Source organism: Variovorax sp. GW821-FHT09B05 (assembly GCF_059418265.1).
Genome location: NZ_JBWKPN010000012.1, coordinates 25,725 through 48,568, shown reverse-complemented (window position 1 = coordinate 48,568; position 22,844 = coordinate 25,725). Strand labels below are relative to the sequence as shown.

At 67.3% G+C, this 22,844-nt stretch carries 22 protein-coding genes and 1 tRNA gene; 19 read left to right on the top strand and 4 right to left on the bottom strand.

The window, feature by feature from the left end:
* Positions 1 to 5 precede the first annotated feature (5 nt).
* Entirely contained in the window at positions 6 to 1,115 is a 1,110-nt protein-coding gene (locus AC07RM_RS27660) for an NAD(P)H-dependent flavin oxidoreductase (RefSeq protein WP_495336596.1), read from the top strand.
* 132 nt (positions 1,116 to 1,247) lie between these two features.
* Positions 1,248 to 2,096: a sterol desaturase family protein gene (locus tag AC07RM_RS27655; protein ID WP_495336595.1), complete on the top strand. Its 849-nt coding sequence runs from the start codon at positions 1,248 to 1,250 to the stop codon at positions 2,094 to 2,096.
* A 101-nt stretch (positions 2,097 to 2,197) separates the two neighbouring features.
* Here AC07RM_RS27655 and AC07RM_RS27650 read toward each other — a convergent pair.
* Both AC07RM_RS27650 and AC07RM_RS27645 read right to left on the bottom strand, forming a co-directional pair.
* Positions 2,198 to 2,272: transfer RNA gene (locus AC07RM_RS27650), tRNA-Arg, on the bottom strand.
* Between the two features lie 58 nt (positions 2,273 to 2,330).
* Positions 2,331 to 2,570: a hypothetical protein gene (locus AC07RM_RS27645; protein WP_093347832.1), complete on the bottom strand. Its 240-nt coding sequence runs from the start codon at positions 2,568 to 2,570 to the stop codon at positions 2,331 to 2,333.
* 330 nt (positions 2,571 to 2,900) lie between these two features.
* Between AC07RM_RS27645 and AC07RM_RS27640 the strand changes: the two genes are divergently transcribed.
* From AC07RM_RS27640 to AC07RM_RS27625, 4 genes are all read left to right on the top strand, one after another.
* Positions 2,901 to 3,929, top strand: a complete 1,029-nt coding sequence (locus AC07RM_RS27640) for a Bug family tripartite tricarboxylate transporter substrate binding protein (RefSeq protein WP_495336594.1) — start codon at positions 2,901 to 2,903, stop codon at positions 3,927 to 3,929.
* A gap of 126 nt (positions 3,930 to 4,055) precedes the next feature.
* The gene (locus AC07RM_RS27635) at positions 4,056 to 4,580 is read left to right on the top strand and encodes a tripartite tricarboxylate transporter TctB family protein (RefSeq protein ID WP_495336593.1); all 525 of its coding nucleotides are present in this window, start codon (positions 4,056 to 4,058) and stop codon (positions 4,578 to 4,580) included.
* Between the two features lie 22 nt (positions 4,581 to 4,602).
* Positions 4,603 to 6,132, top strand: a complete 1,530-nt coding sequence (locus AC07RM_RS27630) for a tripartite tricarboxylate transporter permease (protein ID WP_093347823.1) — start codon at positions 4,603 to 4,605, stop codon at positions 6,130 to 6,132.
* Between the two features lie 16 nt (positions 6,133 to 6,148).
* On the top strand, positions 6,149 to 6,985 hold the full coding sequence (locus AC07RM_RS27625) for a cytidylate kinase family protein (RefSeq protein ID WP_093347820.1): 837 nt from the start codon (positions 6,149 to 6,151) through the stop codon (positions 6,983 to 6,985).
* Between the two features lie 6 nt (positions 6,986 to 6,991).
* Here the strand turns inward: AC07RM_RS27625 and AC07RM_RS27620 are convergent, their stop codons facing one another.
* Positions 6,992 to 7,600 (bottom strand): Crp/Fnr family transcriptional regulator, encoded by a 609-nt coding sequence (locus AC07RM_RS27620; protein WP_093347817.1) that lies wholly within the window; start codon positions 7,598 to 7,600, stop codon positions 6,992 to 6,994.
* A gap of 156 nt (positions 7,601 to 7,756) precedes the next feature.
* Here AC07RM_RS27620 and oxc point away from each other — a divergent pair, with 156 nt between their 5' ends.
* From oxc to AC07RM_RS27565, 11 genes are all read left to right on the top strand, one after another.
* Entirely contained in the window at positions 7,757 to 9,595 is a 1,839-nt protein-coding gene (gene oxc, locus AC07RM_RS27615) for an oxalyl-CoA decarboxylase (protein WP_209543639.1), read from the top strand.
* A 25-nt stretch (positions 9,596 to 9,620) separates the two neighbouring features.
* A complete protein-coding gene (frc, locus tag AC07RM_RS27610; protein WP_296781790.1) occupies positions 9,621 to 10,874 on the top strand; it encodes a formyl-CoA transferase in 1,254 nt (417 codons plus the stop codon).
* An 83-nt stretch (positions 10,875 to 10,957) separates the two neighbouring features.
* Positions 10,958 to 11,401, top strand: coding sequence for a PAS domain-containing protein (locus AC07RM_RS27605; RefSeq protein WP_208513482.1), 444 nt, complete (start codon positions 10,958 to 10,960; stop codon positions 11,399 to 11,401).
* Positions 11,398 to 12,645: a formyl-CoA transferase gene (frc, locus tag AC07RM_RS27600; protein ID WP_093347812.1), complete on the top strand. Its 1,248-nt coding sequence runs from the start codon at positions 11,398 to 11,400 to the stop codon at positions 12,643 to 12,645. Before AC07RM_RS27605 ends, frc (AC07RM_RS27600) begins: the two co-directional genes overlap by 4 nt.
* Before the next feature lie 253 nt (positions 12,646 to 12,898).
* Positions 12,899 to 13,231, top strand: coding sequence for an HAD family hydrolase (locus tag AC07RM_RS27595; protein ID WP_057590858.1), 333 nt, complete (start codon positions 12,899 to 12,901; stop codon positions 13,229 to 13,231).
* Between the two features lie 35 nt (positions 13,232 to 13,266).
* Entirely contained in the window at positions 13,267 to 14,445 is a 1,179-nt protein-coding gene (sucC, locus tag AC07RM_RS27590; protein WP_495336592.1) for an ADP-forming succinate--CoA ligase subunit beta, read from the top strand.
* Positions 14,446 to 14,771: 326 nt separating this feature from the next.
* Complete coding sequence (gene sucD, locus AC07RM_RS27585) at positions 14,772 to 15,671, top strand: succinate--CoA ligase subunit alpha (protein WP_093347806.1); 900 nt, start codon at positions 14,772 to 14,774, stop codon at positions 15,669 to 15,671.
* 63 nt (positions 15,672 to 15,734) lie between these two features.
* Positions 15,735 to 16,502: a fumarylacetoacetate hydrolase family protein gene (locus AC07RM_RS27580; RefSeq protein WP_057590861.1), complete on the top strand. Its 768-nt coding sequence runs from the start codon at positions 15,735 to 15,737 to the stop codon at positions 16,500 to 16,502.
* Between the two features lie 30 nt (positions 16,503 to 16,532).
* Entirely contained in the window at positions 16,533 to 17,543 is a 1,011-nt protein-coding gene (locus AC07RM_RS27575; protein ID WP_495336591.1) for a 2-dehydropantoate 2-reductase, read from the top strand.
* Between the two features lie 13 nt (positions 17,544 to 17,556).
* Positions 17,557 to 18,981 carry a pyruvate kinase gene (gene pyk / locus AC07RM_RS27570; protein ID WP_495336590.1) on the top strand — a complete coding sequence of 475 codons (1,425 nt, stop codon included), beginning with the start codon at positions 17,557 to 17,559 and terminating at the stop codon, positions 18,979 to 18,981.
* A gap of 88 nt (positions 18,982 to 19,069) precedes the next feature.
* On the top strand, positions 19,070 to 19,999 hold the full coding sequence (locus tag AC07RM_RS27565) for a LysR family transcriptional regulator (protein WP_093347794.1): 930 nt from the start codon (positions 19,070 to 19,072) through the stop codon (positions 19,997 to 19,999).
* A 64-nt stretch (positions 20,000 to 20,063) separates the two neighbouring features.
* On the opposite strand, the gene AC07RM_RS27560 is transcribed toward AC07RM_RS27565, so the two are convergent.
* Positions 20,064 to 20,201: a hypothetical protein gene (locus AC07RM_RS27560; protein ID WP_177239439.1), complete on the bottom strand. Its 138-nt coding sequence runs from the start codon at positions 20,199 to 20,201 to the stop codon at positions 20,064 to 20,066.
* Between the two features lie 551 nt (positions 20,202 to 20,752).
* On the opposite strand from AC07RM_RS27560, the gene oxlT reads away from it, so the two are divergent.
* Both oxlT and AC07RM_RS27550 read left to right on the top strand, forming a co-directional pair.
* Positions 20,753 to 22,081 (top strand): oxalate/formate MFS antiporter, encoded by a 1,329-nt coding sequence (oxlT, locus tag AC07RM_RS27555; RefSeq protein WP_490875669.1) that lies wholly within the window; start codon positions 20,753 to 20,755, stop codon positions 22,079 to 22,081.
* Positions 22,082 to 22,134: 53 nt separating this feature from the next.
* Complete coding sequence (locus AC07RM_RS27550; RefSeq protein ID WP_093347789.1) at positions 22,135 to 22,623, top strand: gamma carbonic anhydrase family protein; 489 nt, start codon at positions 22,135 to 22,137, stop codon at positions 22,621 to 22,623.
* Positions 22,624 to 22,844: the final 221 nt, after the last annotated feature.

Genomic DNA, 22,844 nt, shown 5'->3' with positions numbered 1-22,844 from the left:
GTGCCGTGAGCCATTCGCCCGTGCGGCCGCCGCTGTGCGACCGGCTGGGCATCCGCCATCCGATCTTCGGCTTCTCGCACTCGGTGGACGTGTGCGCGGCCATTGCGCGGGCGGGCGGCTTCCCGGTGCTGGGACTCGCGCGCGAGCTGCCGCACGAGATTCCGCACATCCTGGCCGAGGCGAGCGAACGCATGGCGGGCCAGCCCTACGGCATCGACCTGATGCTGCCCTCGCAGGTGCCCGACGAGGCTGCCAGCATCGAGAGCGTGCGCGCGCAATTGCCCGCGCCACACGTGGCTTTCGTCGACGGCCTGCGCGACCGCTTCCAGGTGAAGCCGCCGCAGCGGCCCAGCTTCTTCACGAGCCAGGTGCGCACCCGGGCGCTGTTCGACGCGCAGATCGAGGCCGTGCTCGACTCCGATGCGCGCGGCGTGGCCACGGCCATCGGCCTGCGCGCCGACCTCATCGAACGCGCGAAGGCGCGCGGCAAGCTCACCTTCTCGCTGGTCGGCTCGGTGCGGCATGCGCGCAAGGCGCTCGACATGGGCGTGGAGGTGCTGGTGGCGCAGGGCTACGACGCGGGCGGCCACACGGGCACGGTCGGCACGCTCTCGCTGCTGCCGCAGGTCATCGCCGAAGCGGGCGAGGTGCCGGTGCTGGCGGCCGGCGGCATCGCCACCGGCGCGCAGGTGCTGGGCGTGCTGGGCATGGGCGCGCAGGGCGCGTGGCTCGGCACCTTGTGGATGGGCGCGAAGGAGAACCACACGCCGCCCGCGCTGCTGCAACGGCTCATCGCCAGCGGCAGCGAGGACACCCTGATCACGCGGGCCCACAGCGGCAAGCCCTGCCGCGTGGTGCGCAGCGACTGGATCGACGCCTGGAACGAGCCCGGCGCGCCGGCGCCGCTGGGCATGCCGCTGCAGCAGGCGCTCACGGGCGATGTGTTCGCCTCGATGCACGAGTTCGACGACGCGCGGCTGATCTACGAGGCGGCCGGCCAGAGCGTGTTCGGCATCGAGCGGGAGACCACGGTGGGCGAGCAGATGGATGCGCTGGTCGAGGGCATGCGGGGGGCGTGGGAGCGCATGCGGGGCTGGGACGCTCACCGGAGGTGAAGCGTCGATCGCTTGCATCGGGTGTTCGTCCGGATTGGGTTGGAGAGATTTGAAGTCGCCAAATACCCGACCCTCTCTTTCCGAATCCGAAGCATCTGGTCACAATCCGGGTTCTTCTGGACTCCGGACACCATGGACTACCTCTGGGCACTGATCGATCGGGCGTCGACGCAAGCTTCGACGATCGCGCTGGTCGGCCTGCCGATCCTGCTGATAGAGCTCCTGAGAAACCGCGGCGAATTTGCCGCCGTCCTCCGGCGTGTTTTTCAGCCCAGCACCCGGGTCAATCTGCAGACCTATGCCATCGATCTGCTCATCGTCGTAGGCCCCTTGTCGCTGTTGATCGTGAGTTGCCGAACGCTCATCGAACGCCATGCGTGGACGCTGTTCCCCTCGGAGTGGTTCGCAGCCTGGCCGTTGTGGGCCGTGATCGCGCTGGCGGTCTTCGTCGGAGATGGCATCGCCTACTTCCGGCACCGGCTCGAGCATGCGGCCTGGCTGTGGCCCAGCCACTCGCTGCATCACAGCGACGAGTCGATGAACGTGCTGACGACCCTGCGCTTCCATCCGATCAACCGGCTCTCGACGGTGGCGATCGACATGGCTGCGCTGTTCGCGATCGGGTTTCCGGCCTCCGTCGTGCTCACCAGCTCCGTGGTGCGCCACGTGTACGGCATCTTCGTGCATGCCAACGTTCCCTGGACCCTGGGGCCGCTCGGCTGGGTCCTCGTCTCGCCGGCGATGCATCGCTGGCATCACGTCAAGGAAGGGCCGGGCGTCGGGACGAACTTCGCATCGGTGTTCTCGGTGTTCGACCGCCTGTTCGGCACGCACTACTGCCCGGGTCCTTGCGACCAGCCGACGGGCGTGGAGGGTGTCGAATCCAATCGCCTCTGGCCGCAGTGGGCGGGGCCCTTCATTGCACCGTTCAGAAGCAGCCGCGGCCAGGCCGCGTCCAGTTCGCTCGGCGAATTGAAGTGAGCGGCGTCCGGGAGACGGGCCGCCGCGGCGCGGGCGTCCTGTCCCACCTTGGTCCCAGCGGGTCCCAGCCAAAAAAAAGCCGTTGAACATCAACGGCTTGCTGGTGCCTTCGACAGGAATCGAACCTGTATCTGAGTCTTAGGAGGACCCCGTTCTATCCATTGAACTACGAAGACGGTGGGCGGCTGGACTTTACCAGTTCGTCCGGTCTTTCCTGCGACAGCGCGCCCGCGCTCAGCGCAGCCCGACGCGCGAGGCGTGCCAGCGCAGGGCGGCGGCGCGGGCCGGGTCGGTGGCCTCGATGCGGTCGGCGCGGCGTTGCAGGGCGCGCATCTGCTCGACCTCGGCGATGACCTTGTTGGGGCTCAGCAGGGTGCCCAGCAGCATGTCGGCCTCGAAGGCCAGCCTCTTGAGGACGACCGTGGCGCGACGCAGCAGCTTCGCGGGGGCGGACGATCGGTCGAGGCTGGGCATGGCGGGAAGCTCCTGGGCATGGAAAGTGGACGGGGGCGTCGATTTTATAGGGTTAACCCGAATCCCCTGAGGAGGCGGGGTCGGGCCTGCGAAAGCGCCTCTCGCCAGCGCGCCGAACGCATCGCGCGAGCGGCCCGCGAGGCGCTGCGCAGGGCCCGCGCGCGCATCGCCGCGACCGATCGCGGGGTGGGCTTACCCCGATACGGAATCTTCAAAAAATTGACCGCGATCAAGCCGGCGCGTTTCGCGCACGCGCACCATCTGCGCTGTTCGGATCCGGCTCAGACTCACGAAAAAAAAGAGCGCACCCTCTACAGCAGGAGACAACAGATGAAGCATTTCATTCCGCGCCTCGGCGCGTGTCGCGCACGAGTCCTGGTCGCCACCGCCGCCGCCGCGGTGATGGCAGCCGCCACCCCCGCATGGGCCTGGGAACCCGCCAAGCCCGTCGAGTTCGTGATCCCCGCCGGCACCGGCGGCGGCGCCGACCAGATGGGCCGGTTGCTGCAAGGCATCGTCATCAAGTACAAGCTGATGAAGGAGCCGCTGATCGTGGTCAACAAGTCGGGCGGCGCGGGCGCCGAAGGCTTTCTCTCGGTGAAGGAAGCCAAGGGCGATCCGCACAAGATCATCATCTCGCTGTCGAACCTCTTCACCACGCCGATGGCCACGGGCGTGCCCTTCAACTGGAAGGACATGACGCCGGTGGCGATGCTGGCGCTCGACCAGTTCGTGCTGTGGACCAACGCCGAGCAGCCCTACAAGACCGCGGGCGAGTACGTGGCCGCGGTGAAGGCGGCGGGCCCGAACAAGTTCAAGATGGCCGGCACCGGCTCGAAGCAGGAAGACCAGATCATCACGGTCGCGCTCGAGAAGGCCACGGGCACCAAGTTCATCTACGTGCCCTTCAAGGGCGGCGGCGAGGTCGCGGTGCAGCTGGTGGGCGGCCACGTGAACTCCACCGTGAACAACCCGATCGAGGCGGTGGCGCAATGGCGCGCGGGCAAGCTGCGCGCGCTGTGCGTGTTCGACGAGGAGCGCATGCCGTTCAAGGCCAAGGTCACCGACACGCAGTCGTGGAACGACGTGCCCACCTGCAAGGAAGCGGGCGTGCCGGCCAAGTACACGATGCTGCGCGGCATCTTCATGGCACCGGGTGTCAAGCCCGAACAGCTGGCCTTCTACAAGGACCTGCTGACCAAGGTGATCGCCACGCCCGAGTGGAAGGAATACATGGAGAAGGGCGCCTTCAACCCGACCTTCATGACCGGCCCCGATTTCGAGAAGTGGCTCGCCAGCGCGGAAATCACGCACAAGACGCTGATGACCGAAGCCGGCTTCCTGGCCGCCAGCAAGTAACAGGCAAGAAGGCACCGGCGGCCGGGCGCGCCGCTGCGATGCATCGGACGACGTGAGCATGCGCCCGCGCGGGCGCGTGGCGTCGCGCCCGGTTTTCTCTCTCGACAACAACACGATGGGGGCTCCATGGAGCACGACGACAACGTATCCGACCCGGCCACGCGCACGGGCGTGGCCACGAACAAGGTCGAGGCGGTGGTGGCACTGCTGCTGCTGGCGATCGGCCTGGTGGTGATCTTCGAAAGCCGCCGGCTCGGCGCGGGCTGGACCAGCGACGGCCCGGGCGCGGGCTACTTCCCGTTCTTCATCGGCCTGATCATCACGATCTCGGGCATCGGCATCCTCTACCAGTCGTTGCTGGGCAAGAACCGCAACACCGAGGTCTTCGTCGACCGCGAGCAGCTCAAGCGCGTGCTCTCGGTGCTGCTGCCGGCGGTGGTCTACGTGCTGGGCATCGCGCTGCTCGGCCTGTATGTGGCCTCGGCGGTCTACATCGCGCTGTTCATGGTGATCCTGGGCAAGTACTCCTGGGTCAAGGCCGCGATCGCGGCGCTGGCCGTGAACACGCTGTTCTTCTTCATGTTCGAGGTCTGGTTCAAGGTGCCGCTGTTCAAGGGCGCCCTGGATCCGCTCTCGTTCCTCGGCTACTGACACCTCACGGAGCACAAGCGAAATGGAAGAAATCGGTGCCCTGATGCAGGGCTTTTCGGTGATCCTGACACCGACCAACATCGGCCTGATGTTCGTCGGGATCATCCTGGGCGTGCTGATCGGCGTGCTGCCCGGACTGGGCGGCGCCAACGGCGTCGCGATCCTGCTGCCGCTCACGTTCACGATGTCGCCGACCTCGGCGATCATCATGCTGTCGTGCATCTACTGGGGGGCGCTGTTCGGCGGCGCCATCACCTCGGTGCTGTTCAACATCCCGGGCGAGCCCTGGTCGGTGGCCACCACCTTCGACGGCTACCCGATGGCGCAGCAGGGACGCGCGGGCGCGGCGCTCACCACGGCCTTCACCTCGTCGTTCGTGGGCGCCTTCCTCGCGGTGGTGATGATCACCTTCCTCGCGCCGCTGGTGGCCAAGTTCGCGCTGAAGTTCGGCTCGCCCGAATTCTTCGCGGTCTACCTGCTGACCTTCTGCAGCTTCGTGGGCATGGGCAAGGGCTCGCCGTTCAAGATCCTGGCCTCGATGGCGCTGGGCTTCGCGCTCGCCAGCGTGGGCATGGACACGGTCACGGGCCAGCTGCGCCTGACCTTCGGCCAGCCCGAGCTGATGCGCGGCTTCGACTTCCTGATCGCGGTGATCGGCCTGTTCGGCATCGGCGAGATCCTGCTGTCGATGGAAGAGGGCCTGAAGTTCTCGGGCAAGAGCGCGAAGATCGATCCGAAGGTGGTGCTGCAGACCTGGAAGCAGCTGCCGCAGTACTGGATGACCTCGCTGCGCAGCTCGCTGATCGGCATCTGGATGGGCATCACCCCGGGCGGCGCCACGCCGGCCTCGTTCATGGCCTACGGCCTGGCCAAGAAGATGTCCAAGCGCGGCTCGAAGTTCGGCACCGGCGAGGCCGAGGGCGTGGTCGCGCCCGAGACCGCGGCGCACGCGGCCGGCACCAGCGCGCTGCTGCCGATGCTGGCGCTCGGCATCCCGGGCTCGCCGACCGCGGCGGTGCTGCTGGGCGGCCTGCTGATCTGGGGCCTGCAGCCCGGGCCGCTGCTGTTCGTCGAGCAGAAGGACTTCGTCTGGGGCCTGATCGCCAGCATGTACCTGGGCAACATCGTCGGCCTGATCGTGGTGCTGAGCACGGTGCCGCTGTTCGCCTCGATCCTGCGCATCCCGTTCTCGATCATCGCGCCGGTGATCATCGTGATCTGCGCCATCGGTGCCTACACCGTGCACAACGCGATGCTCGACATCTGGTTCATGCTGGGCTTCGGCGTCATCGGCTACCTGTTCAAGAAGCTCGACTTCCCGCTCGCGCCGCTGGTGCTGGCGCTGGTGCTCGGCGACAAGGCCGAGGACTCGTTCCGCCAGGCCATGCTGGTGTCGCAGGGCGACGTGATGATCATGTTCTCGAACCCGCTGGTCGGCGGCATCACCACCCTGGCGCTCACGCTGCTGTTCTGGCCGCTGATCTCCAAGCTGCTGGCGCTCTTCAAGCCGAAGAAGCCCGACGAGTTCGCCGTCGAGCGGCCGGTCGATTGAACCCGGAGGTCACGCCATGCCCGTCATCGCACTGACCCAGGAAATGGGATCGCTCGCCAAGGACGTGTCGGTTCAGCTCGCCGAGGAGATGGGGCTGGAATCGATGCGCCACGAGGTCATCGAGCGCGTCGCCGACCGCATGCAGGTCTCGACCAGCCTGATCGGCCGCCTGCGCGGCGGCAAGGCCGGTTTCGTCGAGCGGCTCACGACCGACCGGCGCAGCCTCGCGCTCTACACGGCCGAGGAGCTGTTCGCGCTGGCCGACCGCGGCAACGTGGTGCTGCGCGGCTGGGGCGCCACCTGCCTGCTGCGGCCGGTGCCGCACGTGGTGTGCGTGCGCATCACGCGCTCGCTGAAGAAGCGCATCGACTGGCTGATGACGCACCTGGAGACCGACGACGCCGAGTTCGCCGAGGCCGAGATCCGGCGCAGCGACGAGGCGCATGCGGCGCGCATGCATGCGCAGTTCGGCGTGAGCTGGGGCGACCCGGTGCTCTACGACCTGGTGCTCAACACCGACCGGCTCACGGTCGACAGCTGCGTGGCGCAGATCCGCGCGCTGGCGGCGCGGCCCGAGTTCGCCGAGACCGCGCGCTCGCGCGCGCTGCTGGCCAACATGGCGCTGGCGGCACGCGTGAAGGCGGCGCTCAAGGACGCAGCGGCCACGGCCGACATCCGCGTCACGGTGGAGGCCGACCACGGCCGCGTGAGCCTGCGCGGCATCGTGCTCGACGCGGACGAGCGCGCGCAGACCGAGGCCGTGACGGCGGCGGTGGAGGGCGTGGGCGCGGTGGACAACCAGCTGCGGCTGATGGCGACGACCCGGCGCTTCGCGTCGGCGAAGCAGACCTGAGCGGCCTCAGATCTTCCCGCGCTTGCGCAGCCGACTCAGGGTTTCTGCGGAGAGATTGAGGTAGGACGCGAGCTCCTTGCTCGGGATGCGGTCCACGAGCTCGGGGTGCTTGCGCAGGAAACGGTGCACCCGGCCCGGCGCGTCCAGCAGGTGCAGCGTGATGGTGTGCGCCATGATCTCGCTCATGCCGCGCATCACGAGGAACTCGAACAGTTCCTTGGTCTGGGGATGGCTCGCCAGGAAGGCAGTCCACTCCTTCAGCGGCAGGCTCGCCACGCGGGCCTTGGTGACGCAGACGATGCCGTAGGGCGTGGGCGTGCCCAGGCGCATGGCCGCGTAGCTGGTCTCCATGTCGTTCTCGTCGGCGAAGCGCAGGATCATCTCCTTGCCCTCCGGGTTGCTCACCACCCGCTTGAGGATGCCGTCGAGGATGAAGTACTGCTCCATCTCCCGCACCCCCTGGTGCAGCAGGAAATCGCCCTTGTTGCCGTCGACGATCACCAGGTGAGCCTCGAGCTCGGCGCGCTCGCCCTCGTTCAGGTCCTTGAGCAGGATGTTCTGCCGGAGCTGGGCGCGAATGATGTTCTTCTCCGGGTGGTTTTCCAACAACGTCATGGTCACCGTCTTGCTCGATCTCGTCGCCTGCGGCGCCGCTTCATCGGGGGTCGGCGCCGTTTTCGGGAAAGTTGACCGAGGTCAACGGCCGAAAGGATGGCCCGAATCATAGTCGCGGCTCGGGCCTCGGCCATTCACCCCAGCAGAAGGAGAGACATGTCTTCAGTTAGCACAGCCAAAGAGGCGGCCACGACGCTCGATGAGGCGATCAAGCCCAAGAGTCGGCCAGCCAACGGCGCCGCCGACGATCAGCAACTCGTCGCGCGCGCCCTCCAGCAGATGACGCAGGAAGCGCCGGAAGCGGAAACCACCGATGGTTTCCACCTGGTGATCGATGCGCTGAAGCTGAACGACATCGACACCATCTTCGCGCTGCCGGGCATCCCGATCACCGACCTGACCCGCATGGCGCAGGCCGAGGGCATGCGCGTGATCTCGTTCCGCCACGAGCAGCACGCCGGCAATGCCGCCGCTGCCGCCGGCTTCCTCACGCAGAAGCCCGGCATCTGCCTCACGGTGTCGGCGCCCGGCTTCCTCAACGGCCTGACCGCGCTGGCCAACGCCACCACCAACTGCTTCCCGATGATCCTGATCAGCGGCTCCAGCGAGCGCGAGATCGTCGACCTGCAGCAGGGCGACTACGAGGAGATGGACCAGCTGGCGATCGCCAAGCCGCTGTGCAAGGCCGCGTTCCGCGTGCTGCACGCCGAGGACATCGGCGTGGGCATCGCGCGCGCCATCCGCTCGGCCGTCTCGGGCCGCCCCGGCGGCGTGTACCTCGACCTGCCGGCCAAGCTGTTCGCGCAGACGATGGACGCCATCAAGGGCAAGAACTCGCTGATCAAGGTCATCGACCCCGCGCCGCGCCAGATCCCGGCCGCCGATGCCGTGCAGCGCGCGCTCGACCTGCTCAAGGGCGCGAAGCGCCCGCTGATCCTGCTGGGCAAGGGCGCCGCCTACGCCCAGGCCGATGCCGACATCCGCGCGCTGGTCGAGAAGACCGGCATTCCCTACCTGCCGATGTCGATGGCCAAGGGCCTCTTGCCCGACACGCATGCGCAGTCGGCCGCCGCCGCGCGCTCCTACGTGCTGCAGGAAGCCGACGTGGTGCTGCTGGTGGGCGCGCGCCTGAACTGGCTGCTCTCGCACGGCAAGGGCAAGACCTGGGGCCAGGACAAGGGCGCCAAGCAGTTCATCCAGATCGACATCGCGCCGACCGAGATCGACAGCAACGTGGCGATCGCCGCGCCGGTGATCGGCGACATCGGCTCCTGCGTGGCCGCGCTGCTCGCGGGCATCGACGCCAAGTGGGCCAAGCCGCCGACCGAGTGGACCGGCGCGATCGCCGAGCGCAAGGACAAGAACCTGTCGAAGATGGCCGCCACGCTCGCCGCGCGTCCCTCGCCGATGAACTTCCAGAGCGCGCTCAGCGTGATCCGCGACCAGGTCAAGGCCCGGCCCGATGCGATCGTCGTCAACGAAGGCGCCAACACGCTGGACTTCGCGCGCAGCATCGTCGACATGTACGAGCCGCGCAAGCGCCTCGACGTCGGCACCTGGGGGATCATGGGCATCGGCATGGGCTTCGCGGTGGCCGCGGCCGTGGTCACGGGCAAGCCGGTGATCGCGATCGAGGGCGACAGCGCCTTCGGCTTCAGCGGCATGGAGGTCGAGACCATCTGCCGCTACAACCTGCCGATCTGCGTGATCGTGTTCAACAACAACGGCGTCTACCGCGGCACCGACGTGAACCCCAGCGGCACGCCCGACGTGGCGCCCACCGTGTTCGTGAAGAACGCGCGCTACGACAAGCTGATGGAAGCCTTCGGCGGCGTGGGCGTGCATGCGACCACCGCCGACGAGCTGCAGGCGGCCCTGACCGAGGCCGTCGCCACCGGCCGCCCGACCCTGATCAATGCCGTCATCGACGAGACCGCGGGCACCGAGAGCGGCCGCATCACCAGCCTCAATCCGGCCACGGCCAAGAAGAAGTGATTCCTTTCATTCCAGGAGATTCGACATGAGCAACAAACCTCTCAACGGCATCAAGATCATCGACTTCACGCACGTGCAAGCCGGTCCGGCCTGCACCCAGCTGCTGGCCTGGTTCGGCGCCGACGTGATCAAGGTCGAGCGCCCCGGCGCCGGCGACGTCACGCGCTCGCAGCTGCGCGACATCCCCGACGTGGACGCGCTGTACTTCACCATGCTCAACAGCAACAAGCGCTCGCTGACGCTGGACACCAAGCAGCCCGAGGGCAAGGTGGTGCTCGAGAAGCTGATCAAGGAATCGGACGTGCTGGTCGAGAACTTCGGCCCCGGTGCGCTCGACCGCATGGGCTTCAGCTGGGAACGCATCCAGGAACTGAACCCGAAGATGATCGTCGCCTCGGTCAAGGGCTTCAGCGACGGCCACCACTACGACGACCTGAAGGTCTACGAGAACGTCGCGCAGTGCGCGGGCGGCGCCGCCTCCACCACCGGCTTCTGGGACGGCCCGCCGACCGTGAGCGCCGCGGCGCTCGGCGACAGCAACACCGGCATGCACCTGGCGATCGGCATCCTCACGGCCATCATCGGCCGCGAGCAGACCGGCAAGGGCCAGCGCGTGGCCTGCTCGATGCAGGACGCCGTGCTCAACCTGTGCCGCGTGAAGATGCGCGACCAGCAGCGCCTGGACCGCCTGGGCTACCTCGAGGAATACCCGCAGTACCCGCACGGCACCTTCAGCGACGTGGTGCCGCGCGGCGGCAATGCCGGCGGCGGCGGCCAGCCGGGCTGGGTGCTCAAGTGCAAGGGCTGGGAGACCGACCCGAACGCCTACATCTACTTCACCGTGCAGGGCCATGCCTGGGCACCGATCTGCGACGCCATCGGCAAGCCCGAGTGGAAGACCGATCCCGACTACATGACCGCCAAGGCGCGCCAGCCGCACATCACCGACATCTTCGCGACCATCGAGGGCTGGCTGCAGGACAAGACCAAGTTCGAGGCGGTCGACATCCTGCGCAAGTTCGACATCCCCTGCGCGCCGGTGCTGACGATGAAGGAACTGCTGAACGACGAATCGCTGCGCAAGAGCGGCTCGATCGTGGAAGTGCCGCACAAGGAACGCGGCACCTACTTCACCGTGGGCAGCCCGATCAAGTTCTCGGACCTCAAGCCCGAGATCACCGGTTCGCCGCTGCTGGGCGAACACACCGACGACGTGCTGGCCGAACTCGGCTACAGCCAACAGCAGATCGCCGCGCTGCACGAAGCGAAGGCAGTCTGACCCAGGCGTTCCCCCGGGGCTTTTCCAGTCCACGAAGCGCCGGGGGGCGCGGTATTTCGGATGCGTCGAGGCGGGAGGCCAGCATGCAAGCTTCAGTGGATTTCAGGCAGCTCGTCGAAGGGGCGGGCGATGCCATCATGGTGTGCGATGCGGCCGGGGCCATCGTTCTGTGGAACCCCGCGGCCGAACGCATCTTCGGCTTCACCGAAGCCGAGGCGCTGGGTCGCTCGCTCGACCTCATCATTCCCGAGCGCCAGCGGCAGCGCCACTGGGACGGCTACCACAAGACCATGGACACCGGCATCACCAAGTACGGTGCCGATCTGCTGCGCGTGCCGGCCCTGCACAAGGACGGCCGCACCTTGTCGATCGCCTTCACGGTGTCGATGCTGTTTTCGCCGGAACGCCAGGTCTCGGGCATCGTCGCCATCGTCCGCGACGAGACAGCCCGATTCGCGGAAGAGCGCAAACTGCGCGCTCGTCTGCTAGAAGCGGAAACCACGATCAAAGAAGGAGACAGTCGATGAGTCAAGCGCTGGAGGGTGTCCGCATCCTCGATTTCACCCACGTGCAATCCGGCCCCACCTGCACGCAGTTGCTGGCCTGGTTCGGCGCCGACGTCATCAAGGTCGAGCGCGCCGGCGAAGGCGATGCCACGCGCGGCCAGCTGCGCGACATTCCCGGTGTGGACAGCCTCTACTTCACGATGCTGAACCACAACAAGCGCTCGATCACGCTCGACACCAAGAACCCCAAGGGGCGCCAGGTGCTCGACGAGCTGATCAAGACCTGCGACGTGCTGGTCGAGAACTTCGCGCCCGGCGCGCTCGACCGCATGGGCATCACCTGGGAACACATCCAGAAGCTCAACCCGCGCATGATCGTGGCCTCGGTCAAGGGCTTCGGCCCCGGCAAGTACGCCGACTGCAAGGTCTACGAGAACGTGGCGCAGTGCGCCGGCGGCGCGGCGTCGACCACCGGTTTCGAGGACGGCCCGCCGATGGTGACGGGCGCCCAGATCGGCGACAGCGGCACCGGCCTGCATCTCGCGCTCGGCATCCTGGCGGCGCTGTTCCAGCGCAACAGCACCGGCCGCGGCCAGAAGGTGCTGGCGCCGATGCAGGACGCGGTGCTCAACCTGTGCCGAGTGAAGATGCGCGACCAGCAGCGGCTGGAACGCACGGGCACCATGCACGAATACCCGCAGTACCCCGACGGCAAGTTCGGCGACGCGGTGCCGCGCGCGGGCAATGCCTCGGGCGGCGGCCAGCCCGGCTCGATCCTCAAGTGCAAGGGCTGGGAGACCGACCCCAATGCCTACATCTACTTCATCACGCAGGCGGCCGTGTGGCCGGCGGTGTGCAAGGTGATCGGCGAGGAAGGCTGGATCACCGACGAGGCCTACGCCACGCCGGCCGCGCGCCTGCTGCACCTGAAGCCGATCTTCGCGCGCATCGAGCAATGGACCATGACCAAGGACAAGTTCGAGGCCATGGAGATCCTGAACCAGTACGACATTCCGTGCGGGCCGATCCTCTCGATGAAGGAGATCGCCGCCGACGAATCGCTGCGCGAGACCGGGACCATCGTCGAGGTCGACCATCCCACGCGCGGCAAGTACCTGACGGTGGGCAATCCGATCAAGCTGTCGGATAGCCCCACCGAGGTGAAGCGCTCGCCGCTCCTGGGCGAGCACACCGAGGAAGTGCTGATGCAGCTGGGCTACGGCCTGGAAGACGTGGCGGCGCTGCGCGCCGAACGCGTGATCTGACGACGAAGAACGCGGCGCGGTAATTCCGCGCCAATTCGAACGAATCTGCAATTGATTCGCCAATGGCATTGCCGGCGGCGAAGGGATTCGTTCGTCTTCTCTCTTTGAATTGAATTGGAGTCATGCATAACTCCAAATGAATGCTCTCAATAAAATAGTTTGACTGTTATTTATCGTTCTGCACTTCTACAGTTTGAACATGCCGGCAAGTCATTCAATTCACCGCACGGCAGTCATTCGAAAGGAGCAGACCATGCAGAACCTCACGCCCGTTCAATACTGGCTCGATGAAACCGAACGCAATGCCTACAACGCCGCCTTCTACGAACTGGGCTTGCGCTGGCATTGGGACCGCCAGACCTATTGCGACCTGATGGGCACAGCGCAGGAACCAGAAAAGCGCATTGGCCATTATCTCGAGGCGAATCATCCGCATCTGCTGCGCGCCTACGACGCGGCATTCCTGGCCGATGCGATCGAGCAGAAGAAGGAAGCCTACAAGCGCCGCGAAGGCGAAGGTTCCGCGCCGCTTTCCAAGCGCCATTTCAATTGGGCCGAATGCCGCGGTGCCGAACTCGGCGCCTGAATTGCAATTGAATAGATCAAACAACGGCTGATTCGATGAACATCCACGAATACCAGGGCAAGGAAGTGCTGCGCCGCCATGGCGTGGCGACGCCGCGCGGTTTCGTCTGCCGCACGAGCGACGAGGCGGCCGATGCCGCCGCCCGGCTCGGTGGGCGTTCGTGGGTGGTGAAGGCGCAGATCCACGCAGGCGGACGCGGCAAGGGCGGCGGGGTGAAGCTGGCCTGGTCGGGCGCGGAGGTACGCCGCCATGCGCAGGCGCTGCTCGGCATGACGCTGCGCACGCACCAGACGGGACCCGAGGGCCGGGTGGTGAGGCAGCTGCTGGTCGAGGAGAGGGTGGAGATCGACCAGGAGTTCTACCTCGGCATGGTGGTCGACCGCGGTGCGCGGCGCGTGGCGCTGATGGCGTCGAGCGAAGGCGGGATGGACATCGAGGAGGTGGCCGCGCGCTCGCCCGAGAAGATCCACACGCTGTTCATCGACCCCGAGACGGGGATCAAGGCAACCGAGGCCGATGCGCTCGCACGCTCGATCGGACTCGCGGGCCGCGACGTGGTGCAGGCGCGCGAGTTCATGCAGAAGCTCTACCAGGCCTTCGATGCGAGCGACGCCTCGCTGGCCGAGATCAACCCGCTGGTGCGCACGCGCGACGGCCGGTTGATGGCGCTCGACGCCAAGCTCAGCTTCGACCCGAACGCGCTGTTCCGCCAGCCCGAGATCGCCGCCATGCGCGACCTCGACGAGGAGGATCCGACGGAGATCGAAGCCTCGAAGTTCGACCTGTCGTACATCTCGCTCGACGGCGACATCGGTTGCCTGGTGAACGGCGCGGGCCTCGCGATGGCGACGATGGATGCGATCAAGCTCTATGGCGGATCGCCGGCCAATTTCCTCGACGTGGGCGGTGGCGCGAGCGTGGAGAAGGTCACCGCGGCCTTCCAGCTGATGCTGCGCAACCCACGCCTGAAGGCGGTGCTGGTCAACATCTTCGGCGGCATCATGCGCTGCGACGTGATCGCCCACGGCATCGTCGCCGCGGCACGCGAAACGGCCCTGTCGGTGCCGCTGGTGGTGCGCATGAAGGGCACGAACGAGGACCTGGGGCGGACCATCCTCGCGCAATCGGACCTTCAGATCATCGGGGCCGAGGATATCGGCGAGGCGGCTCGGCAGGCGGTTGTCGTGGCTCGGGTTCCTAAGGGGCAGCGATGAGCGTTGGACGAGCTTTTTGCCGTTTGTTGCGGGCGCGCGCCGACGGGGTACTCCCCTCCGCGAATGTCCCCCGGCCTTCGGCCTCCTCCTTTATTTCGCTGCGGGGAGTACCCCGCCGGCGCGCGCCAGACGCGCAGCCGTTGATCGGCCGGCACCACCGCTGCGCTTCCGTGCACAGGGCAGTGGGTGCTTCCCGCAGCGAAATAAAGGAGGAGCCGAAGGCGGGGGACATTCGCGGAGGGAAGTACCCGCTGTCCTGTGCACGCGCCCCGAACAGCCATTTCAGCAAAACAAGAACGGACCTCACAGAGCGGTAAAGGAAAAAGATGTCGATCCTCATCAACCGCCACACCCGCGTCATCACGCAGGGCATCACCGGCAAGACCGGCCAGTTCCACACCCAGGCCTGCCTCGAGTACGGCCACGGTCGCCACTGCTTCGTCGCCGGCGTCAATCCCATGAAGGCCGGCCAGGCCATGGCCGGCATTCCCATCTACGGCACCGTCAAGGAAGCCAAGGCCCGCACAGGCGCCACCGTGTCGGTCATCTATGTGCCCCCGGCCTTCGCCGCCGCCGCCATCGATGAAGCCGTGGATGCCGAGCTCGACCTCGTGATCTGCATCACCGAGGGCATTCCGGTGCGCGACATGATCCGTACCCGCCGCCGCATGGAAGGGCGCAAGACCCTGCTGCTCGGGCCCAACTGCCCCGGCCTCATCGTGCCCGACGAGATCAAGATCGGCATCATGCCGGGCCACATCCACCAGCGCGGCCGCATCGGCGTGGTCTCGCGCTCGGGCACCCTGACCTACGAGGCCGCGAGCCAGCTCGGGCGCTTCGGCATCGGCCAGTCGACCGTGGTCGGCATCGGCGGCGATCCGGTCGGCGGGCTGCGGCACATCGACGTGCTGAAGATGTTCAACGACGACCCGCGCACCGACGCCGTCATCATGGTCGGCGAGATCGGCGGCGATGCCGAGGAAGAGTGCGCGCGCTGGATCCATGCCCACATGCGCAAGCCCGTGGTCGGCTTCATCGCCGGTGCCAGCGCGCCGCCCGGCAAGCGCATGGGCCATGCGGGCGCCATCATTTCCGGCGGCAAGGGCACGGCGCAGGAGAAGCTCGCCGTCATGAAGGCCTGCGGCATCCACGTGACCGACAACCCGGCCGAGATGGGGAAGCTGCTGGCCTCGCTGGTCGTCCCCGACTACCTGCCGTTCGACTAGGCCCCGCACCCGCGCAGCGCCTGTCGGCCCACCCGCATTCACAGCATCAAAAGAAAGCACAACATGCCACAACGTTGGGTCCGTTTCGAACACGCCGGAGAAGCCGCCTTCGGCACCCTGGAGGACGACGCCGTGCGCGAGTATCGCGGCGACATGTACGGCACGCCCGAGCCCACCGGCCGCGTGTTCGCGCTGGCCGGACTGCGCCTGCTGTCGCCGAGCGAGCCGACCAAGGTCATCGCGCTGTGGAACAACTTCCACGCGCTCGGCGAGAAGCTCAAGCTCGCCGTGCCCGAGGAGCCGTTGTACCTGCTGAAGGCACCGAACTCCTTCTCGGCGCACGAGGCGCCGATCCGCAAGCCGCTGTGCGACGGCAAGGTCGTGTTCGAGGGCGAGCTCGGCATCGTCATCGGCAAGACCGCCACCGCCGTCTCCGAGGAACGCGCGCTCGAGCACGTGTTCGGCTACACCTGCGCCAACGACGTCACCGTGGCCGACATCCTCAACCGCGATGCCTCGTTCGCGCAGTGGGTGCGCGCCAAGGGCTTCGACACCTTCTGCCCCATGGGCCCGGCCATCGCCACCGGCCTCGATCCCGCCACGCTGGTGGTGCGCACCGTGCTCAACGGCGAGGAGCGGCAGAACTATCCGATCAGCGACATGCGGTTTTCCGTGCAGCGGCTGGTCAGCCTCATCTCGCAGGACATGAGCCTGCATCCCGGCGACGTGATCCTGTGCGGCACGTCCGTGGGCGTGGGCTCGATGAAGCCCGGCAGCCTGGTCGAGGTGGAGATCGACGGCATTGGCCGCCTTTCCAATCGCTTCGGCTGACGCGAAGAATTTCAACTCTTGGGGATCGACATGAAGATAGCAATCATCGGCGCGGGGGCCATCGGCGGCCTGGTGGGCGCCAAACTCGCGCTGGCCGGGGAGGACGTGACCTTCATCGTGCGCGGCGCCAACCTCCAGGCCATCGGCGCCAACGGCATCAAGCTGGTGTCGGCCGAGGGCGAGGAGCAGGTGGCGCGCAACGTGCGGGCCACCGACCGCTACGACGAGGCGGGGCCGCAGGACCTTGTGATCCTCGCGATGAAGGCGCACCAGGTCGAGGCCGTGGCCGATGACGTGGCCAAGCTCTTCGGGCCCGAGACCGCGGTCGTGACCATGCAGAACGGCATCCCCTACTGGTACTTCCAGAAGCACGGCGGCGTGCTCGAGGGCACCACCGTGCGCAGCGTCGACCCGCAGGGCGTGCTCAACACCAAGATCCCGCCGCGGCGCGTGATCGGCTGCGTGGTCTATCCGGCCTCCGAGCTGATTGCGCCCGGCGTCATCAAGCACATCGAGGGCGACCGCTTCCCGGTCGGTGAACTCGATGGCGCGACCACCGAGCGCGTCGAGCGCATCGCGGCCTGCTTCGCCAACGCGGGCTTCAAGGCGCCGGTGCTCGACAACATCCGTTCCGAGATCTGGCTCAAGCTCTGGGGCAACCTGACCTTCAACCCGATCAGCAGCCTCTCGCACTCGACCCTGGTCGACATCTGCCAGTACCCGCCCTCGCGCGAACTCGCGGCCGCGATGATGCGCGAGGCCCAGGCCGTGGCGCACAAGCTCGGCATCGAGTTCCGCGTCACGCTCGAGAAGCGCATCGCGGGCGCCGAGAAGGTCGGCAAGCACAAGACCTCGATGCTGCAGGACGTCGAAGCCGGCCGCGCGCCCGAGATCGACGCGCTGGTCGGCGCGGTGGTCGAGCTCGCGCGGCTCACCGAGACCTCGACCCCGCACATCGACACCGTGTATTCGCTCGTGAAGCTGCTCGCGCGGACCATGGAAGAACAGCGCGGCCAGGTCCGGCTGCGCGAACTCGCCTGAGGACACTGACACCATGCGACGCCTTCGCAGCGCCAAGATCGTGGCCACGCTCGGTCCCGCCACTTCCGACGAGCCCGCGATCCGCGCGCTGTTCGAGCGTGGCGTGGACGTGTTCCGCCTCAACTTCAGCCACGGCACGCAGCACGACCATGCGCGCCGCCTCGAGACCATCCGCCGGCTCGAGAAGGAATTCGGCCGGCCCATCGGCGTGCTGCTCGACCTACAGGGGCCGAAGCTGCGCCTGGGCACCTTCGAGGGCGGCCGTGCGCAGCTCGAGGCGGGCGCGCGCTTCCGGCTCGACATGGACCGCACCAGCGGCAACGGCCGCCGCGCGCCCCTGCCGCATCCCGAGATCTTCGCCGCGCTGCAGGAAGGCACCGAGCTGCTGCTCGACGACGGCAAGCTGCGGCTGCGCGTCGACCGCCACGGTGCCGACTTCGCCGAGACCACCGTGCTGGTGGGCGGCCCCATCTCCGACCGCAAGGGCGTCAACGTGCCCAGCGTGCTGCTGCCGATCTCGCCGCTGACGCCGAAGGACCGCGACGACCTCGACGTCGGCCTCGCGATGGGCGTGGACTGGGTGGCGCTCTCGTTCGTGCAGCGGCCCGAGGACATCGACGAGGCGCGCGAGATCATCGGCACGCGCGCGGCCATCATGGCCAAGCTCGAGAAGCCCGCGGCCATCGAGCACCTCGACGCCATCGTCGAGCGCTGCGACGGCATCATGGTCGCGCGCGGCGACCTCGGCGTCGAGCTGCCGCCCGAGCGCGTGCCCGAGTTGCAGCGCCAGATCGTGCGCGCCTGCCGGCTGCGCGGCAAGCCGGTGGTGGTGGCCACGCAGATGCTCGAGTCGATGATCGCCGCGCCGGTGCCCACGCGCGCCGAGGTGTCGGACGTGGCGACCGCGGTCTACGACGGCGTCGACGCGGTGATGCTCTCGGCCGAGTCGGCCTCGGGCAAGTACCCGCTCGAGGCGGTGGCGATGATGGACCGCATCGTCGCGCGCGTGGAGGCCGATCCCTCGTACCGCACCGGCATCGACGCGACGCATGAGAGCGCGCAGTCGACCACCGCCGACGCGGTCTGCACCTCGATGCGCCAGGTGGCCGCGCTGCTCGCGCCGGCCGCCACCGTGACCTACACCTCCTCGGGCTTCACCAGCCTGCGCGCGGCGCGCGAGCGGCCCGCGGTGCCGATCCTGAGCCTCACGCCCGACATCGCGACCGCGCGCCGCATGGCCATGGTGTGGGGCGTGCATGCGGTGCTGGTGGACGACGTGCACGACGTGGGCGAGATGATCGAGTGCGCCTGCCGCACCGCGCATGCCGAGGGCTTCGCGCATCCCGGCCAGAAGGTGGTGGTGGTGGCGGGCCTGCCCTTCGGCCAGTCGGGCACCACCAACCTGCTGCACGTCGCGCGTATTCCAAACCATTCCTGATCGCGAATACTTGACCGCGGTCATGCGGCGCGCGCGCCGCCGGCCATAGCATGGGACTTCCGAACGAAGCAGTTCTCCAGGAATCCCCATGAAGCACGCGACCCTGCGCCAGTTGAAGGTCTTCGAGGCGGTGGCGCGGCTCTTGAGTTTCTCGCGCGCGGCCGAGGAGCTGCACCTCACGCAGCCCGCGGTGTCGACCCAGGTGCGCAAGCTCGAGGACCACGCCGGCAACACGCTGTTCGAACAGTTCGGCAAGAAGGTCTACCTCACGGCCGCGGGCACCGAGCTGCTGCAGCTCAGCCGCGCGATCATCCAGCAGTTCGAGGCGGCCGAGAACGCGATGCTGCAGTTCAAGGGCATCTCGGGCGGCAAGCTCAACGTGGGCGTGATCAGCGCGGGCGACTACTTCTTTCCGCGCCTGCTGGTGGAGTTCGCGGGCCGGCATCGCGGCGTGACCCTGAACTTCACGGTGCACAACCGCGAGGGCCTGCTCACGCACATCGCCGAGAATCTCACCGACCTCGCGATCATGGTGCGGCCGCCCACCGACCTCGACACGCTGAACCAGCCCTTCGCGCCGCACCCCTACGTGATCATCGCGGCGCCCACGCATCCGCTGGTGGGCGTGAAGGGCGTGCCGCTCAAGCGGCTGATCCGCGAGCCCTTCGTGGTGCGCGAGCGCGCGTCCGACACCTGGCATTCGATGGAGGAGGGCTTCGGCGCCGCGCTGTCCGAGATCAACATCGCGATGGAGATCCGCAGCACCGAGACCATCAAGCAGGCGGTGATCGCGGGCATGGGCGTGAGCTTCGTGTCGGCCCACACCATCAGCCAGGAACTGCGCGCGGGCAGCGTGCGGGTGCTCGACGTGCAGGGCTTTCCGCTGATGCTCAACTGGTACGTGGTGCACCGCCGCGGCAAGCGGCTGCCGCCGGTGGCGCAGGCCTTCAAGGACTTCCTGCTGAACGACGGCACCGCGCTGATCTCGCAGATCGTGCCCTTCGATCCGGCGATCTGAAGGCGAAAAAAAAGAGCGCTCGCGGCGCTCTCTCTTCGGGGTGGAGCCTCGAGGGCTCCGGCTCTCAACGCTGTTGCAGCGCGGCGCGCACGGCCTTGGCGAAGATCACGATCGGCAGCGCGGCGATCAGGTCGCGCAGCACGCCGTTCGAGGCGAAGGAGGGGGCCTTGAGGGCGGCGGAATTCAGTGCGGTGTTGTTCATGGATGTGCTCCGAATGCGGGTGGGTGGGAATGCGAACCTCCGAATTATAGGGTTTACCCTGGATTAGGGCAAACCACGAGTGACATGCCCTTTTCGCGAGCAGGGCGCGCGGAGGCACTCCAGAGTGGGCTGCGATGCGGTCGAGGTGATCGCGAGGGACCTGCCGAAGACGCCACCGACTTGCATCAAGCCGCGCCTCGCGTCGCGCGACCCGTGCGCCATCGCGGGCGTTCTCATCGCGCGCTAAGACGACCATGCTAGGGAATCCACGGGGGTCCGCCGCCGGGTCCCTTCGAGGGAACTTGACGAGGGTCAAGAGTTTTTGGGTCGCTGCACCCGACAGTCATCCGCACGCAGGAGGCTGCGGGTCGACGGTGTCGCGAAGCGAGGCCGACGGGACCGGAGGATCAGCCGAAGCGTGTCGATTGCGTGATGCGACGCCGTACTTGTTCGCATCTCTGCTTCGGGGACCGGTGACTCGGAACGAAACCGGCGGCGCCTCGATGCGATCCGCCGGACTTCAACTCAAACACAAAGATGAAGGACATTCAATGACTCGGCAAACGACCACGATCGCGGGTGCGAACCCCGCGATCTATTCCCCCTCGGGACACTCTGGCGCCGCGGCGGCGCAGCGCTCGCACAGTTACCGATGGGGGCAGCTCCTGATCGGCATCGTGTGCATGGCGATGATCGCCAACCTCCAATACGGCTGGACCCTGTTCGTCAACCCGATCGCGGAGAAGCATGGCTGGAGCCGCGCCGCGATCCAGGTGGCCTTCACCATCTTCGTGCTCACCGAGACCTGGCTGGTGCCGATCGAGGGCTACCTCGTCGACCGCTTCGGCCCGCGTCCCGTGGTGCTGGTGGGCGGCGTGCTCTGCGGCATCGGCTGGGTGATCAACTCCTTCGCGGCCTCGCTGCCGGTGCTCTACATCGCGGCGGCCATCGGCGGCATCGGCGCGGGCGCGGTCTACGGCACCTGCGTGGGCAACGCGCTCAAGTGGTTCCCCGACCGGCGCGGCCTCGCGGCGGGCATGACCGCGGCCGGCTTCGGCGCGGGCTCGGCGCTCACCATCATCCCGATCTCGGCCATGATCAAGAACAGCGGCTACGAGGCCGCCTTCCTGTATTTTGGGATCGGGCAGGGACTGATCGTGTTCCTGCTCGCCTGGATGCTGACGCGCGCGCCCGAGCATTCGAAGGCCGTGAACACCCGCAACGTGCAGCAGTCGCGGCGCGACTACGCGCCCTCCGAGGTGCTGCGCTCGCCCGTGTTCTGGGTGATGTACGCGATGTTCGTGATGGTGGCCGCCGGCGGCCTGATGGCGACCGCGCAGCTCGCGCCGATTGCCAAGGACTTCAAGATCATCGACGTGCCGGTGAACATCATGGGCCTGGTGCTGCCCGCGCTGACCTTCGCGCTGGCGATCGACCGCGTGCTCAACGGCCTGACGCGGCCGTTCTTCGGCTGGGTGTCGGACAAGATCGGCCGCGAGCAGACCATGTTCATCGCCTTCGCGATCGAGGCGGTCGGCATCCTGATGCTCTACAAGTACGGCCACAACCCGCTGCTGTTCGTGGTGCTGACCGGCATGGTGTTCTTCGCCTGGGGCGAGATCTACAGCCTGTTCCCCTCGACCTGCGCCGACACCTTCGGCGGCAAGTACGCGGCTTCGAACGCCGGCATGCTCTACACCGCCAAGGGCACGGCCTCGCTGCTGGTGCCGCTGTCGAGCGTGCTGGCCGCGAGCACCGGCAGCTGGGAGGCGGTGTTCTTCGTCGCGAGCGGCGTCAATGCCGTTGCCGCGCTGATGGCCTGGTTCGTGCTGCGCCCGATGCGCCGCAAGCACATCGAACGCAGCGAACTCCCGCACTGAGCGCCGAGGGTTCGCGAGCCGCTACCATCGACGCCTTTGTCCAGGAGAACGGCGTGACCCTCTACAGACTCGACGAACATGAACCGTCCATCGACGCCAGCGCGCGCGTGGCGGACACGGCGAGCGTGATCGGTCAGGTCGTGCTCGGCGCGCGCAGCAGCATCGGGCCGCGCTGCGTGCTGCGCGGCGACAACGAGCCCATCACGGTGGGCGCGGGCAGCCACCTCGAGGACGGCGTGATGCTGCATGCCGACCCCGGCTTCCCGATGACCATCGGCGCCGACGTGACGGTCGAGCGGCACGTGATGCTGCACGGCTGCACCATCGGCGACGGCTCGGTGGTCGGCGAGGACACCGTGGCGCTCAACGGCGCGGTGGTGGGGCGCGAATGCATCGTCGCCACCGGCGCGCTGCTGACCGAGGGCAAGGTCTTTCCCGACCGCTCGCTGATCTCGGGCCGCCCGGCCAAGGTCACGGGCCAGGTCGACGATGCCGAGGCCGCGCGCCTCGTGCAGCGCGCGCGCGAACTGGCCGCGCGCTGATCTGCGCGGGGCCGCCGGCGCGAACGGCCCCGCGTCTTTCTTCTCCTTGCGTTCCCGCGCACCGCGACGGATTCGCGCGCGGAATACCTCGGTGTTGCGAACGGTTCGCACGCATCCACGCGAGGCCCCCGGAAATTCCGGCCGCGGCCCAGCGAAAGGGTCCTTTTCACAGGGCTCGCTCGCATTGACACCACCCCTGTTTCGATGGAAATTGACCTGCG

What these genes read in the sequence shown, in the direction of transcription:
- sucD (WP_093347806.1), top strand. Translation starts at nt 14,772, where the DNA reads ATGTCGATCCTCATCAACCGCCACACCCGCGTCATCACGCAGGGCATC.
- AC07RM_RS27635 (WP_495336593.1), top strand. Translation starts at nt 4,056, where the DNA reads ATGGAGCACGACGACAACGTATCCGACCCGGCCACGCGCACGGGCGTG.
- AC07RM_RS27645 (WP_093347832.1), bottom strand. Translation starts at nt 2,570, where the DNA reads ATGCCCAGCCTCGACCGATCGTCCGCCCCCGCGAAGCTGCTGCGTCGC.
- AC07RM_RS27620 (WP_093347817.1), bottom strand. Translation starts at nt 7,600, where the DNA reads ATGACGTTGTTGGAAAACCACCCGGAGAAGAACATCATTCGCGCCCAG.
- pyk (WP_495336590.1), top strand. Translation starts at nt 17,557, where the DNA reads ATGCGACGCCTTCGCAGCGCCAAGATCGTGGCCACGCTCGGTCCCGCC.
- frc (WP_296781790.1), top strand. Translation starts at nt 9,621, where the DNA reads ATGAGCAACAAACCTCTCAACGGCATCAAGATCATCGACTTCACGCAC.
- AC07RM_RS27595 (WP_057590858.1), top strand. Translation starts at nt 12,899, where the DNA reads ATGCAGAACCTCACGCCCGTTCAATACTGGCTCGATGAAACCGAACGC.
- AC07RM_RS27565 (WP_093347794.1), top strand. Translation starts at nt 19,070, where the DNA reads ATGAAGCACGCGACCCTGCGCCAGTTGAAGGTCTTCGAGGCGGTGGCG.
- sucC (WP_495336592.1), top strand. Translation starts at nt 13,267, where the DNA reads ATGAACATCCACGAATACCAGGGCAAGGAAGTGCTGCGCCGCCATGGC.
- AC07RM_RS27605 (WP_208513482.1), top strand. Translation starts at nt 10,958, where the DNA reads ATGCAAGCTTCAGTGGATTTCAGGCAGCTCGTCGAAGGGGCGGGCGAT.
- AC07RM_RS27655 (WP_495336595.1), top strand. Translation starts at nt 1,248, where the DNA reads ATGGACTACCTCTGGGCACTGATCGATCGGGCGTCGACGCAAGCTTCG.
- frc (WP_093347812.1), top strand. Translation starts at nt 11,398, where the DNA reads ATGAGTCAAGCGCTGGAGGGTGTCCGCATCCTCGATTTCACCCACGTG.
- oxlT (WP_490875669.1), top strand. Translation starts at nt 20,753, where the DNA reads ATGACTCGGCAAACGACCACGATCGCGGGTGCGAACCCCGCGATCTAT.
- AC07RM_RS27575 (WP_495336591.1), top strand. Translation starts at nt 16,533, where the DNA reads ATGAAGATAGCAATCATCGGCGCGGGGGCCATCGGCGGCCTGGTGGGC.
- AC07RM_RS27580 (WP_057590861.1), top strand. Translation starts at nt 15,735, where the DNA reads ATGCCACAACGTTGGGTCCGTTTCGAACACGCCGGAGAAGCCGCCTTC.
- AC07RM_RS27640 (WP_495336594.1), top strand. Translation starts at nt 2,901, where the DNA reads ATGAAGCATTTCATTCCGCGCCTCGGCGCGTGTCGCGCACGAGTCCTG.
- AC07RM_RS27625 (WP_093347820.1), top strand. Translation starts at nt 6,149, where the DNA reads ATGCCCGTCATCGCACTGACCCAGGAAATGGGATCGCTCGCCAAGGAC.
- AC07RM_RS27630 (WP_093347823.1), top strand. Translation starts at nt 4,603, where the DNA reads ATGGAAGAAATCGGTGCCCTGATGCAGGGCTTTTCGGTGATCCTGACA.
- AC07RM_RS27560 (WP_177239439.1), bottom strand. Translation starts at nt 20,201, where the DNA reads ATGAACAACACCGCACTGAATTCCGCCGCCCTCAAGGCCCCCTCCTTC.
- oxc (WP_209543639.1), top strand. Translation starts at nt 7,757, where the DNA reads ATGTCTTCAGTTAGCACAGCCAAAGAGGCGGCCACGACGCTCGATGAG.